Below are 11,872 nucleotides of genomic sequence, written 5' to 3' on the forward strand. Positions count from 1 at the left end.
GCCAGCGACAACAGGCCCCGCCAGCGAGCCCAAAAACCACAAATCACCCCGAGGCCAGAATCAACCGCGAGTCCAGCTACCAATCCGACCCTCATGAAAAATCCGGGCTAGTTCCCATCAGTCATGAGAAAGATTCGTAACGCCGCCGACGTTGCCGATGAGTAAAGGGTACGCCGGTCTGCTGGTCCTGCGGCCGGATGATTGTGCGTATGGCTCTGGCCGTTCACGAGTTATCCACAGATCCCTGATGCGCTCTGCAGAGTATCTCCTCTCCCGGATAGCGTGAGGACGTCTCAAGGCCACCGACTTCCAGGGGAACCAATGCACACCCGCTACCGCAGCGCCCGCCGTCGTTCTGTCTATTGCGCCCTGCTCGCGTTGCTGCTTGCAGTGGCCGCATGTACGCCGGCTCCAGAGGCGGTGGAACGGTCGCAGACGATTGAATCGCTCACACTGACCCCGGAAGCGGCCTGGAGCGTTGACCTGGATATCATCGGCCAACCGCAGGTTGCACAGGGAATCGCTGTGGTTCATGTGCGAGCACCCGAGGATCGCATGCACCTGGTGGCTTTCGACGTCGAGACCGGCAAGGAACTCTGGCGTACGTTCGTTGCTCCCAGCTGGGGTAGTTCTAACAGGAAGTGGGAGCCGGTCCTCGTAGAAACCAGGAGTGGAATTGTCGTCGTAGCGTATGTCGAGCCGAGCCCGGACGAGCTGAGCGGTGACTACGCCGCCGCCTGGTCCACAAGCGTTGTCGTCGCTGATGCGAAAACGGGCAAGGAACTCACCCGGGGCCCCCGCCAGACGCTGGACTCCCGTCCGTCAACATGCTCGGACGGCACCGATCTCTGTTACACCGAGCTACCTCCCGGCTCAGATGGGGTGGTTGCGCACCGGATCGTTCTCGATGACGCGCCGAACATAATCGAGGATAGGGGCAACCCGCTGGCGGGCTTCGAACACGCTTTCCTGGCGGACGGCGTGTACCTCCGGTACGACAGCCGGGGCGAATACCTTGGCCGCATCGTAGACGGCAAGAAACTCTGGGAGAAACACCTGGAGCGCTTCGTCGGGGAAGGCTACGACCCCTACTACGGTTACTCCTGGCTCAACTCGGAAGTGGAAAGTCTTCTCATCCTGTCCGTTGAGCGTTCCTACGAAGCGGACCGTTGGCGCGATACCAAGTACGAGGAGGGCGACTACGTTCCGCGCGACCTTGGGTCCCGCAAACAGGTAGCCATCAACACGGAGTCCGGCGAGATCATGTGGGCGAGCGCGGGAAGGGATTCCCGCTGCCTTGACCGCTGGGGATCCTTGAGCAACGAGGACGAGCAGGCGAAGCTCGCGCTTCGCTGTGTTTACGACGGCACGGGCACCTACGACAGCGGAAACTACAGCTTCAACTACAGCGACCTTCAAATCACCGTTGAACGGTTTGATCCGTCCACCGGTGAGACCAAATGGTCCCACGAATATCCCGTGAAGGACCCGAACGGGGCAATCGACGATTCTGTTGCAGTACGGGGAGACGTGCTTCTCACCGAATCGGCGGGCGACCCCGCCCTTCTGGATGTAGCCACCGGCGAGGTAACCGTGGCCGGGCCAGACATGGTGTTCGCGTGCGCGAAGCCGACCACGTTCACTTACCGCCAGCGCCGCGATGAGGACTATCCCCCATACGTGGCCTCAGGCGGAAGACTCTTTGCGTCCTGCGACGCTGCGGGAGACCCGGTCGAGGCCAGGCTCAGCCTCAGCGCTGTGACAACTGTGGGACAAACGGCGGAAGACCTCACGCTGGTCGGCCTCGAGGACAAACTCGTCGCCTTCAAGACGCCGGAAGAGACCGTGGAGCCGGAAACTACCGAGTCATAGCCCCTTCTCGACCATCTCAAGGAGCCGCTGCGCAGCGAATGTCCGCTGCTCCAGGTCGAGCCCGCGCAGCGGCCCATCGATCACCAGCATCGCGAGGCCGTGAACCGAAGACCATGCGAGAAACTCGGCACCCCGACGGCGTTCCTTCGGGAGCACACCGGCCTCAACCAGGCCATCCAGAGCAGCGGACAGAAGCTGGAACGGAGTCAACCCGCTCGCTCCGGCGGAGTCGGCAGATCCTGCGTCGCGGAGGTCCGCGTGCTCGGCGAATGCGGTACGGAACAGACCCGGCTGGGTCTGCGCGAATCGCAGGTACCCGGCACCCACGGCACGCAGGCGCGCGCGGGCCGCGGCGCCGTCGTCGTCGGTTGGTTGGAGCCCTGCCTGTTCGTCCTCGATCGAGCGGGCAAGTTCGGCCTGCGCCGCCATCGACACCGCGTGAAGGAGCGCCTTCTTGTCCGCGAAGTGGCGGTAGGCCGCGTTCGGGGTCACGCCCGTGCGGCGCGTCACTTCGCGGAGTACGACGGCGGCGGGCCCGCCCTCGCGCGCAAGTTCAGTTCCTGCCGCGACCAGTGCCCGGCGCAGGTCGCCGTGCCGGTAGGTGCTGCGTTTCTGCTCCGTCACGCCGCCTCCCCGACCAAGCCTGCCCAAATGTGAACACTGTCGACAATTGTGCCACGATGAGCCGATGCAGCGAATCAGACCGCTCACCGCAACTGATCTGGAAACGCCGGCGTTCCTCGCACTGCTGCGGGAGGCGGCGGGACAGAGCGACGCCGAGCTCAAACGGTTGGTCGCGGAAGCCCTGCCGCGGCTTGAGAACATCGGCCTAACGCAGAACGGCGAGGTGCTGGCGTTCGTGTCCTTCTCAAGCGACGCGACAGCGACGACGGTGGAGTACATAGCCGTCGACGAGTCACAGCGCGGACGGAACCTCGGAACCGCGCTGATTCGGGATGTGTGTGAGCGTTATCCATCGCTCCCTGTGGTAGCTGAAACCGACGACGACGCCGTTGGGTTCTACCGGCGGTTCGGCTTCGACGTGAGTGCGGCGCCAACGGATATGAGGTGGCCGGACCGTCGTCGTTACCGGTGCGTCCTGCCGGCGCTCAGCGAAGGGTAGCGAGCTCCGCGGAACGACTCCGCCTCACCCCGGCCCGCCCGCCGGCTTGCCCCGCAGGAGGCGCCGCGTGAAACTCAACACGTCCAACCGTAGCCGCCCGTACGCCCGTGGGTCAGGTTCTTCCGCAGCAGCAAATGCCTCGATCGATTCCAGCGTCCGGTTCACGACCAGATCCGGCCTGCGCATGCGCCAGCCGGAACCCTCCGCAGCCAGATCTGCGGCCGTGATGCTGTCGTGCTGGTAGACGCCGTTGATGGACAGTGCCATTCGTCCGTCGTTGCGTTGATGGCGCAGGGGCACCATGTCGTATGCGGGAGCCAGTGTCGAGCTACCGGTGGGGCCGTGTAGCAATGACAAATTCTTCGCATGCATGTCCACATTTCCCAGCGCAACGGCCAGAACACTCAAAGCCAGCAGACGTTCCAGTGAATCGTCATCTCCGTTCTTTCGGAACACCTCAGCGATTCGGCGGAGGCTCACCTTGCCGCCGAGTTCCTGGTACTTCTCATTGGCGTGGGCACCCAGAACCTGATTCATGTCTTCCTGATGAAGACGGCCCTGAGGTGCATCCGGCGCTCGGTCGTATCGTTCAATAACCAGGGCTGGGAGGCCGTCAAAGTCCGCCAGCCAGGTTTTCGTCTGGCACAGTCCGAAACTCCGCGCAGCGCGGGCACCATACTCCTCGTCAAAGATGACCGTCGGGTGATCGCGCGATTCGGGCTTAACTATGTGCGTGGAAGGATAACCGTCGTGCACACGATGCCAACGCTTGTCGACGCGCGCCAGCACAATCTTGTCCTGTACCCCCGCGAGCGAAGTCTTACCCGTCAGCGGACTGTTACCCAGGGGCTCAGCCAGCGTGTCCAGAAGCAACGCCCTCACACCCTCATCCGTGAGGGCAGTCGCATGGGGTCGCCGCGGCTCACCCGGGCGATCCGGATCCCAGATCTGCATCGCGCCGGCGACATCCCGCCCGTAGTGGGCCAGCAGGGTCACTACGTCGTGTTCCCTAGCCCCGACACTGGCGGCCAGGTTGGTGAGGATCCGGCCCTCCGGCAGTAGTTCGGAGAAGAAATTACGACGACGGGCAGCGCGACCGCGGTTCGCTGTCACGTTCAGTGGAACGGACTCGGACAGGATAGTGCTGCCCAGTTCGAAGTGGTCAAACGCAGAGCGGTCGGTCCGGAAATCAAAGGTGCGCCAGTCCGTTCCAACCAGCCAGCCGACGAGATGCCCGTACAGCTCGACCCTCAGCTCACCCATCGTTGCCTTGGCGCTTGCTCGGCTGGTCGATCGGCTCGTCGATCTCGGCATACAGGCGGACTCCAGTTGCCCGGAGCATCTCGAAAAGGCGGTCGGTCAGGATCCCGGGCTTACCCTGCTCCATCTCCCAAACCCACTTCTGGCCGATGCCGAGGCGTTTTGCAAGTTGCCGCTGGCTCATCCCCTGCAGCGCGCGGCCCTGTTGCAGCATGCGACCTAACGCCTCGGCGTTGCGAACCTCTCCACGAAGTACCATTCGATTCACCTGTCATCTTGACGCTGATATCGAAGTCAGCTTATTTGAAGTCAATATCGTAGTCAACCGGGTTGACGTCGGACTTGGCGTCAACCCGACAGTGAACCGTGGATCGGCGCAGGGTAGGGAGCTCGGCGGCGAGGTTCTCGCGCGCCCTTGAGAGCCAGCGCTCGCGTCCCTGTTCCGTGCGGTACAGCGGGTCGAGGGCCAGCAACCGGCCGACGACGGCGGCGCGCCCCACAGTGAACTGCGCGTCCGGGATGTGTGCGTATTCTTCCCGGACCGCGCGCACATACCGTTGATAGCCGGCCGGGGAGCGGCCCAGGACGGCGAGGTCGGCATCGCAGAGAAGCTCACCGGCACGGTCACCGGCGTTGGGGTTGTGTGTCACGGTAAGTCGGACCAGCCGGGCCACCTCACCGGGGTCCGGGATGACGCCGGTCAATTTGTCTTCGGCGAGCGCCGCCGATGCTTCCTCGTCATCACCAGCCTCCCCTGCATACACGGCGTCGTGGAACCAGGCGGCGAGCCGGATGTTCAGCCGGGTGGCGCCGTCGTCGTTCTCGCTGAGGAGGAGGTCGAGGGCCTCAAGCACATCGAGCAGGTGTTCGGGGTTGTGGTAGCGGCGGTGCGGCTCGGACCAGCGGTCCAGTAGTTGCCCGCCGAGGGCCGGCTCTCCGGGCAGTGTCTGCGACCATCGTGCGCGAAGTGCGCGGCGGATCCGGTCCGGCCTCAACCGCGCAGGTACCCGCAGTCCGCTGCTGATCAGTATCCGCACGAGTGTCCCGCCGTCCACCTCGAGCGCACCCTGGCGGACCAGTTGCCGGTAACGCCGGGCGGGGACGTCGTAGTGATCGACGTCGAACGCCCGTTCGGAAACACCCGCCCGGGCAGCGAAACCGTGCAGTTCGGCCAGGGAGGCGTCGGAAATGAGGTGGGAGAATACGGTGCCGTGCGCGGGCCAGAGAGGCGGATCAATGTACACGGCCATGGGACCTAAGCGTATCGGTAGGGTCCCGGTGTGAGCGCCAGCGAACGCAGGGGGGCCGATACGCTTAACCGAGAGGTCTCAGCCGAAAAGGTATGTACAGGACCGCGGCTCTGTGCCATTGTTTACAGTGTTTACATGCGGTCCGTCGGAGTATCGTTCGCGGGGCCGCGAGCCGCTCCCTGAAAAGAGGACCCATGGAAACCACCGTCCTGGCCATCGGCACCAAGAAGGGCCTCTGGGTTGCCACAAGTACCGACCGGCAGAACTGGACGCTGTCCCAGCCGCACCACCTGATGTCGGAGATTCCGAGCGTCGGCATCGACACCCGCGGCGGGCGAACGCGCATCCTTGTGGGGATGATGGATTGGCACTGGGGGCCGACTGTCGTCTACTCGGATGATCTCGGCGCCACCTGGTCCGAACCCGAGCAGGGTGCCATCAAGTTCGCGGAATCGGACGAGACCGCGCTCGGGCGGATCTGGCAGCTGCAGCCGGACTCGGAAGACCGTCCCGGCGTCGTCTGGGCGGGATGTGAGCCCATCTCCGTATGGAAATCGACCGACGGCGGCCAGCACTTCGAACTGAACCGCGGGCTCTGGGACCACCCGCACCGCTCCGAATGGGGTGCCGGTTTCGGCGGGGCTGCCGCCCACACCGTTGTCCCCAGCCCGGTCGATGACACCGTGCACGTGGCCATGAGCACGGGCGGTGTCTATCGCTCCACAGACGGCGGCCAGGCCTGGGAGCCGCGGAACAAGGGCATCTCCGCGTACTTCATGCCGGATCCCAACCCCGAGTTCGGCCAGTGTGTCCACAAGATCGCGCGGGACTCCGAGGACCCGCAGCGCCTGTACGCCCAGAACCATCACGGCGTGTACCGGTCCGACGACGGCGCCGAGACCTGGGATTCGATCGCCGACGGATTGCCGGCAGACTTCGGCTTCGTCATGCTCACCCATCCCCGCCGCGGTGGTACCGCGTGGGTGATCCCGTTGAAGGCAGACGGCGAGCGCATTCCACCGGACGCCAAGCTGGCCGTGCACCGGACCGACGACGCGGGCTCCACTTGGACCCGGCTCGACAACGGATTGCCCTCCGGCGAATACAACGCCGTGCTGCGCGACGCCGCCGGTGTGGACAACGCGGAACCTGTCGGCGTGTACTTCGGGACCCGAGGCGGCTCGGTCTATGCCAGTGCCGATGAGGGTGCGTCCTTCACTGAAGTGGCAGCCCACCTGCCGGACGTATTGTGCGTGCGTGCCGCCGTCGTCGTCGGTGCCGAAGCGGGTGTCGGATCGCCATGAGCCCGGTGACCGTGCTGATTCCGACGCTGCTGAGGCCGCTTGTGGAGGATCGCTCGACAGTGGAGGTTGAGTTGGATTCTGCTGTGGCCGTGTCGGATGTGCTGGACAAGCTCTCTGACGGGCGGCCGGTTTTCGCGCGGCGCATCCGTGACGAGACGGGGGCGCTGCGCAGGTACGTCAACATCTACGTGGACGGCGAGGATGTGCGGCGTGCGGACGGGCTTGCGACGGCGGTGACACCCGGGTCCGAGGTGATGATCATCCAGTCGGTGGCCGGGGGGTAGCTTTCAGGAAGGGTTCAGCATCGGGCAGCAATACTCGGCTGCATGAGTGCCCGAGTAACACGCCGTACCTTCCTGGGCGGAGCCGCTGCCGCCGGGCTCGGGGTGACGTTCGCGGGCTGTGGCAGCCTGGAGCCGTTCGGCCGTCCCTCGGGCGTGTCCTCGATTCGTACCGCCGCCGGCTACGGTCCGCTCGTTCCGGATCCTGAAGGGATCCTGGCCCTACCCGAAGGGTTCTCCTACCAACTGGTAGCGCGCTCAGGGGAAACCACCACCGACGACGGCGTACACCCCTCAGACCCGGATGGAATGGGCGTCTTCGCCAACGGCGACGGCGGCTGGGTACTCGTGACCAACCATGAGAACGACGGCGACGAGCCGCACCCGGTTCCTGTGGTGGAGGGGCTGACCTATGACCCCGGCGCGATCGGCGGCACCTCGACAATCACGGTTGATTCTGTGGGCAAGCGGTTGGCCCAGTACACCAGCCTCGCCGGAACGGACAACAATTGTGCGGGCGGCATAACGCCGTGGGGCACGTGGCTGAGCTGCGAAGAGACGGAGAGCCGCGCGGGCGAGGATGGACGCACCAAGAACCACGGCTATGTCTTCGAGGTAGATCCGGCCAACCGGGAAGCTAACCTCCGGGCGAGCCCGATTCCGCTGAAGTTTCTGGGAAGGTACTCGCACGAGGCGGTCGCCGTCGATCCTTCGAGCACCTTCATCTACCTGACGGAGGACGCGAAGGACCCGAACGGGCTCTACTATCGGTGGGCACCGCCGTCTGGATTCCTTCCTGGCCCGGGCAAGCTGCATGAGCTGGCCACGTCCGACGGCGGAGACGTTGCGGGCCGCCTTCAGGCAATGAACTGTTTCGAGAATGGTCAGCACATTTCTGATCTGTCCGAAGCGACGGCCGTCGGAACCCGGCTGCAGGTGCAGTGGGTGGATGTGCCGGACCGGGACGCCGTCGAGCGATCGGTGCGCGAACAGTTCGATGATGACCAGGTCACGCGGTCCTACAAGCTTGAGGGTCAATGGTGGGCCGACGACGGCGCGTACTTCGTCGCGAGCTTCGCGCGCTTCCGCGAGGGAGCAGCAGGCGAACACAACGGCCAGGTGTGGTTCTACGACCCGTCCGATGAAAGCATCACCCTCAAGACCATCTTCGGAATTGACGCAGTTGCGGAACAGCTTCCAGGAGTGTCAGGAAGGCCTGACAACATCACCGTTTCGCCGCACGGCGGTTTTGTCCTCGCGGAGGACAGCGACGGGGTGTCCCACCTGCTGGGCGTGACTTCGCAGGGAGGAACGTATCCGTTGGCACGGAACGACCACAATGACAGCGAGTTCTGCGGACCCGCTTTCAGCGCCGACGGCAGGATCCTCTTCGTCAACATCCAGTCACCCGGTTTCACCCTCGCCGTCACGGGCCCGTGGGACCAGCCCGAGGACTAGTAGCTCCTGACGCCCTTACTCTGAAGAGGGTATGCGGACCTCGATGCACACGCCGCCAAGCAGGCTGTTCGAAATCTGCACCGTGCCATGGTGGGCGCTGACGATCTCCTGAACGATGGACAATCCCAGGCCGCTGCCACCGCTGTTCCGCGTTCGCGATTCATCCAACCGCGCGAAACGCTCAAAAGCCCGTTCCCTGTCCTCCACCGGCACACCGGGTCCGTCATCTTCCACGGCGAGGACGGCCACTGACTCGGAGGTGCTGAGTCTGAGATGAACCTGCGAGCGGGCGTGCTGAGCGGCGTTGTCCACCAGGTTCCGTACCATCTGAGCAAGGAGAGCTTCGTCTCCCAGCACACGTGCTGCACCGACCTCGGTCGCGTCCAGGTCCAGTTCGGTTGAGGTGCGCAGGCGCCGCCCCTCGGCCAGCATAAGGTCGTCGAGATCCACTTCGCGGGCCTTCACTTCCAGCGACTGCTCGTCCGCCCGTGCGAGCACCAGCATCCCGGCGACGAGCCGCTCCAGGCGTCCACCCTCATCCAGCACGGCTTTGGACAAGTCATCCGCGCTGATGCGGTCCGGGTGCGATCGCGCCACCTCCGCATACTGCCGGAGGGAAGCGAGCGGAGATTTCAGTTCGTGGGATGCATCCGAAATGAACCGGCGCTGTGAACGTTGGGACTGTTCGAGGCGCTCCAGCATGCGGTTCATCGTGCGCGCCAACCCACCAATCTCATCAGAGCGCCCGGGGTCATCAATGCGGCGGTGCAGATTCCGTGAGGTCACCTCGTCGACTTCCCTGCGCATCAGCTCAACCGGCGCCAGCGCCCTGCCCACTACCAACCACGTGACTACGGAGACGATGAGGATCAGCAGGGGCACCATTCCCGCTAGTAGCCCCCCAACGGTGGATAGAGTCTCTTGGACGTCCTCCAACGTGCGCCCGACGATGATGGTCTGACCGTCATCCGTGTCTTCGGCGGTCACCAGGAAGTCGGCACTTTCCTCTGGGATCCGGAGGATCACGCCCTCATCCGTGTCAGCGATGCCCAGCGGTGTTCCGGGCGCACTCATGCTCGAGGCCGTTACCTCACCTGTGGCGGAGATGATCTGGAAGAAGCGGTCATCGTCGGTTTCCGTCACAGCGGGCAGCGATCCGAGCCTGGCCTCGAGATCGTCCGTGTCGCCGTCGGCGGCCGCACGGACCTCCGCGAACAGCGCCCCCTGGAGCAGCAGGTAAAAGATGCCTGCGCATACTGCCAGGACGAGTCCGACAATCAGTGCTGCAGAAAGCGTGAATCGAGCGCGCAACGTCTTGGGCGCTCCCCTACCCACCGTCGTCCGCCAATCGGTAGCCTGCACCCCGCAGGGTCTCGATCGCCGTTCTGTTGAAGGGCCGATCAAGTTTGTTCCGCAGGTGCCGGATATAGACCTCCACGATGTTGGGGTCACCCTCGAAATCGAAATCCCACACATTGTTCAGGATGTCGCGCTTTGACACTGTTTGGCCTGCGCGCCGTATGAGAAACTCCAACACTGCGAACTCCCGGGCCGTTACATCGACGAACGTTTCTCCACGCCACACCCGCCGCGACGCCGGGTCCAGCCTGATGTCTCCCGCAACCAACACTGTGGGCCGCTCCCCCGCGCCACGTCGGATCAACGCCCGCATCCGGGCCAGCAGGACATCGAACGAGAACGGCTTCGTCAGATAGTCATCAGCTCCGGTGTCCAGGCCATCAACCTGATCGCCGATACCATCCCGGGCGGTCAGCATGAGGATCGGAGTCCAGTTCCGCTCGGCCCGCAGGGCCGCGCAGACGCCCATTCCATTCAAGCCGGGCAGCATGATGTCCAGGAGTATGACCGCATAGCTGTGTTCGCGGGCAAGCCACAGCCCGTCGACGCCGCTGACCGCCGTATCAACGGCAAAGCCCTCGGCTTCGAGGCCCCGCCTCAGCCCGTGCGCGAGACCAGTTTCGTCCTCAACCACCAGCACTCGCACCGCTCACCCTGTCCTTTCGCATCGCTTCCACCCGTTCAGTGTGCCTTCAGGAAACTGAGCGCACACTGAAGGCATCAGCATTACCCGGTCTGGAGCGTCCAAACTATCGGGAAACTTTTGCAGGAGGACTACCATGGCGCATCGATCAAGGATTATCACGGTGACAGCGTTGGTTGGAGCAGGCATGCTCCTCAGCGGATGCGTGGCCGGTGCGGAACCAGCAAACACAACGCAAGTACAGACCACGACAGTGCCGCCGGCTGCCCCGAGTTCGGCTGACACTTCTGACTCGCCCTCCGCCAGCGGATCCGCCACTGCCACCTCAGGCGATACGGGCGGCGCAGAGGTGACCGTGTCCGGCGGTATGGAACACCGAATCACCGAGCAGGGTTCCACGCAAACGGTCCGTTGCGACGGCGGGGGCGACGTTGACGTTCGCGCGGACAACGTGACCCTCACCGTGAGCGGTGACTGCAGCGAGATCGAGGTCGACGGGACCGGAAACTCGGTCACAGCGGAGAACTCCCGCGAGATCGACGTCCAGGGCAACGGGAACACGGTGGAGGCCGCAGAGGTGCGTGAGCTGTCCCTCGAAGGGGAGTCCAACACGGCAACTCTGGTGTCGGTGGAGGAGATCGACATCGAAGGGTCAGACAACACGGTGACTTACGAATCAGGTGATCCCCGGGTGGACGATGAAGGCAACGGGAGCGTGATCAATACACCGTAGGACGTTAGCTTAGGTGCATGGCCAGCTACCGGTACGACGTCGAAATCCTGCACCTGCTCGTGTCGCCAAGTCATGCGTACTTCGGGCGGTCGCGTGACGGCGCGGCGGATGTGCCTACGTCGGATGCCGATCAGGTTGAGGTGGTGGCCGGTAAGGGCATCGTCGGTGACCGGTTCTTCGGCAAGGCGGCACACATGGACGCTGCTGTGACCGTTTTTGCGGTGGAGGCGTTGGACGCGATAGCGGCGGAGTTGGGTGTTGGTGCCCTTGATCCACTGCTGACCCGGCGGAATGTGCTTGTTCGAGGCGCGCATCTGGCGCCGTTGGTGGGTCAGGAATTTGCGTTGGAGTCCGGTGGGGATTCGGTGATCCTGCGGGGAGGCCGGCCGGCGCATCCGTGCGCCTGGATGGATCGCGTGCTCGCGCCCGGTGCGCATGCCGCGATGCGCGGGCGTGGCGGCGTGCGCTGTCAGCCCCTTACCGCCGGGATGCTCCACCGGGGCCCTGCCGTGCTGGTGAGTCCGGTGGAGTTGGACCCGGCGCAGGCGGGTGTGCCCACCGTTTTGCGGCCGAGCCGGCTGCCCTGAGG

13 protein-coding genes are annotated in these 11,872 nt (G+C 64.3%); 7 read left to right on the top strand and 6 right to left on the bottom strand.

The window, feature by feature from the left end:
- The first annotated feature begins 321 nt into the window (after nucleotides 1-321).
- Nucleotides 322-1,872, top strand: a complete 1,551-nt coding sequence (locus ACX80C_RS13175; protein WP_459326912.1) for a hypothetical protein — start codon at nucleotides 322-324, stop codon at nucleotides 1,870-1,872.
- On the opposite strand, the gene ACX80C_RS13180 is transcribed toward ACX80C_RS13175, so the two are convergent.
- The gene (locus ACX80C_RS13180) at nucleotides 1,867-2,496 is read right to left on the bottom strand and encodes a TetR/AcrR family transcriptional regulator (RefSeq protein ID WP_459326913.1); all 630 of its coding nucleotides are present in this window, start codon (nucleotides 2,494-2,496) and stop codon (nucleotides 1,867-1,869) included. The genes ACX80C_RS13175 and ACX80C_RS13180 overlap by 6 nt on opposite strands.
- A gap of 64 nt (nucleotides 2,497-2,560) precedes the next feature.
- Here ACX80C_RS13180 and ACX80C_RS13185 point away from each other — a divergent pair, with 64 nt between their 5' ends.
- Nucleotides 2,561-2,995, top strand: a complete 435-nt coding sequence (locus tag ACX80C_RS13185) for a GNAT family N-acetyltransferase (RefSeq protein WP_459326914.1) — start codon at nucleotides 2,561-2,563, stop codon at nucleotides 2,993-2,995.
- Between the two features lie 24 nt (nucleotides 2,996-3,019).
- Here ACX80C_RS13185 and ACX80C_RS13190 read toward each other — a convergent pair whose 3' ends face one another.
- The 3 genes from ACX80C_RS13190 to ACX80C_RS13200 are packed head-to-tail and all read right to left on the bottom strand — an operon-like array spanning nucleotide 3,020 to nucleotide 5,505.
- Nucleotides 3,020-4,258 carry a type II toxin-antitoxin system HipA family toxin gene (locus ACX80C_RS13190; RefSeq protein ID WP_459326915.1) on the bottom strand — a complete coding sequence of 413 codons (1,239 nt, stop codon included), beginning with the start codon at nucleotides 4,256-4,258 and terminating at the stop codon, nucleotides 3,020-3,022.
- Nucleotides 4,251-4,514, bottom strand: a complete 264-nt coding sequence (locus tag ACX80C_RS13195) for a helix-turn-helix domain-containing protein (protein WP_459326916.1) — start codon at nucleotides 4,512-4,514, stop codon at nucleotides 4,251-4,253. The genes ACX80C_RS13190 and ACX80C_RS13195 overlap by 8 nt, the downstream gene beginning before the upstream one ends.
- A gap of 40 nt (nucleotides 4,515-4,554) precedes the next feature.
- Nucleotides 4,555-5,505 carry a DUF4031 domain-containing protein gene (locus tag ACX80C_RS13200; RefSeq protein WP_459326917.1) on the bottom strand — a complete coding sequence of 317 codons (951 nt, stop codon included), beginning with the start codon at nucleotides 5,503-5,505 and terminating at the stop codon, nucleotides 4,555-4,557.
- A 194-nt stretch (nucleotides 5,506-5,699) separates the two neighbouring features.
- Between ACX80C_RS13200 and ACX80C_RS13205 the strand changes: the two genes are divergently transcribed.
- Genes ACX80C_RS13205 through ACX80C_RS13215 form a run of 3 tightly spaced genes read left to right on the top strand, consistent with a single transcriptional unit; the run spans nucleotide 5,700 to nucleotide 8,548 of the window.
- On the top strand, nucleotides 5,700-6,809 hold the full coding sequence (locus tag ACX80C_RS13205) for a WD40/YVTN/BNR-like repeat-containing protein (RefSeq protein WP_459326918.1): 1,110 nt from the start codon (nucleotides 5,700-5,702) through the stop codon (nucleotides 6,807-6,809).
- On the top strand, nucleotides 6,806-7,093 hold the full coding sequence (locus tag ACX80C_RS13210; RefSeq protein WP_459326919.1) for a MoaD/ThiS family protein: 288 nt from the start codon (nucleotides 6,806-6,808) through the stop codon (nucleotides 7,091-7,093). Before ACX80C_RS13205 ends, ACX80C_RS13210 begins: the two co-directional genes overlap by 4 nt.
- 42 nt (nucleotides 7,094-7,135) lie before the next feature.
- A complete protein-coding gene (locus tag ACX80C_RS13215; RefSeq protein WP_459326920.1) occupies nucleotides 7,136-8,548 on the top strand; it encodes an alkaline phosphatase PhoX in 1,413 nt (470 codons plus the stop codon).
- A 15-nt stretch (nucleotides 8,549-8,563) separates the two neighbouring features.
- Here ACX80C_RS13215 and ACX80C_RS13220 read toward each other — a convergent pair whose 3' ends face one another.
- Nucleotides 8,564-9,910 carry a sensor histidine kinase gene (locus ACX80C_RS13220; protein ID WP_459326921.1) on the bottom strand — a complete coding sequence of 449 codons (1,347 nt, stop codon included), beginning with the start codon at nucleotides 9,908-9,910 and terminating at the stop codon, nucleotides 8,564-8,566.
- A complete protein-coding gene (locus ACX80C_RS13225) occupies nucleotides 9,876-10,553 on the bottom strand; it encodes a response regulator transcription factor (protein WP_459326922.1) in 678 nt (225 codons plus the stop codon). Before ACX80C_RS13225 ends, ACX80C_RS13220 begins: the two co-directional genes overlap by 35 nt.
- Nucleotides 10,554-10,686: 133 nt before the next feature.
- Here ACX80C_RS13225 and ACX80C_RS13230 point away from each other — a divergent pair, with 133 nt between their 5' ends.
- Together ACX80C_RS13230 and ACX80C_RS13235 are read left to right on the top strand one after the other, a co-directional pair.
- A complete protein-coding gene (locus tag ACX80C_RS13230) occupies nucleotides 10,687-11,283 on the top strand; it encodes a DUF3060 domain-containing protein (protein WP_459326923.1) in 597 nt (198 codons plus the stop codon).
- Between the two features lie 17 nt (nucleotides 11,284-11,300).
- Entirely contained in the window at nucleotides 11,301-11,870 is a 570-nt protein-coding gene (locus tag ACX80C_RS13235) for an MOSC domain-containing protein (RefSeq protein ID WP_459326924.1), read from the top strand.
- The last annotated feature ends 2 nt before the right edge of the window (nucleotides 11,871-11,872 follow it).

The organism is Arthrobacter tecti (assembly GCF_054511355.1).

Coding starts and splice junctions, on each gene's coding strand:
- ACX80C_RS13230 (WP_459326923.1), top strand. CDS start 10,687: ATGGCGCATCGATCAAGGATTATCACGGTGACAGCGTTGGTTGGAGCA.
- ACX80C_RS13195 (WP_459326916.1), bottom strand. CDS start 4,514: ATGGTACTTCGTGGAGAGGTTCGCAACGCCGAGGCGTTAGGTCGCATG.
- ACX80C_RS13200 (WP_459326917.1), bottom strand. CDS start 5,505: ATGGCCGTGTACATTGATCCGCCTCTCTGGCCCGCGCACGGCACCGTA.
- ACX80C_RS13210 (WP_459326919.1), top strand. CDS start 6,806: ATGAGCCCGGTGACCGTGCTGATTCCGACGCTGCTGAGGCCGCTTGTG.
- ACX80C_RS13215 (WP_459326920.1), top strand. CDS start 7,136: ATGAGTGCCCGAGTAACACGCCGTACCTTCCTGGGCGGAGCCGCTGCC.
- ACX80C_RS13205 (WP_459326918.1), top strand. CDS start 5,700: ATGGAAACCACCGTCCTGGCCATCGGCACCAAGAAGGGCCTCTGGGTT.
- ACX80C_RS13175 (WP_459326912.1), top strand. CDS start 322: ATGCACACCCGCTACCGCAGCGCCCGCCGTCGTTCTGTCTATTGCGCC.
- ACX80C_RS13190 (WP_459326915.1), bottom strand. CDS start 4,258: ATGGGTGAGCTGAGGGTCGAGCTGTACGGGCATCTCGTCGGCTGGCTG.
- ACX80C_RS13185 (WP_459326914.1), top strand. CDS start 2,561: ATGCAGCGAATCAGACCGCTCACCGCAACTGATCTGGAAACGCCGGCG.
- ACX80C_RS13235 (WP_459326924.1), top strand. CDS start 11,301: ATGGCCAGCTACCGGTACGACGTCGAAATCCTGCACCTGCTCGTGTCG.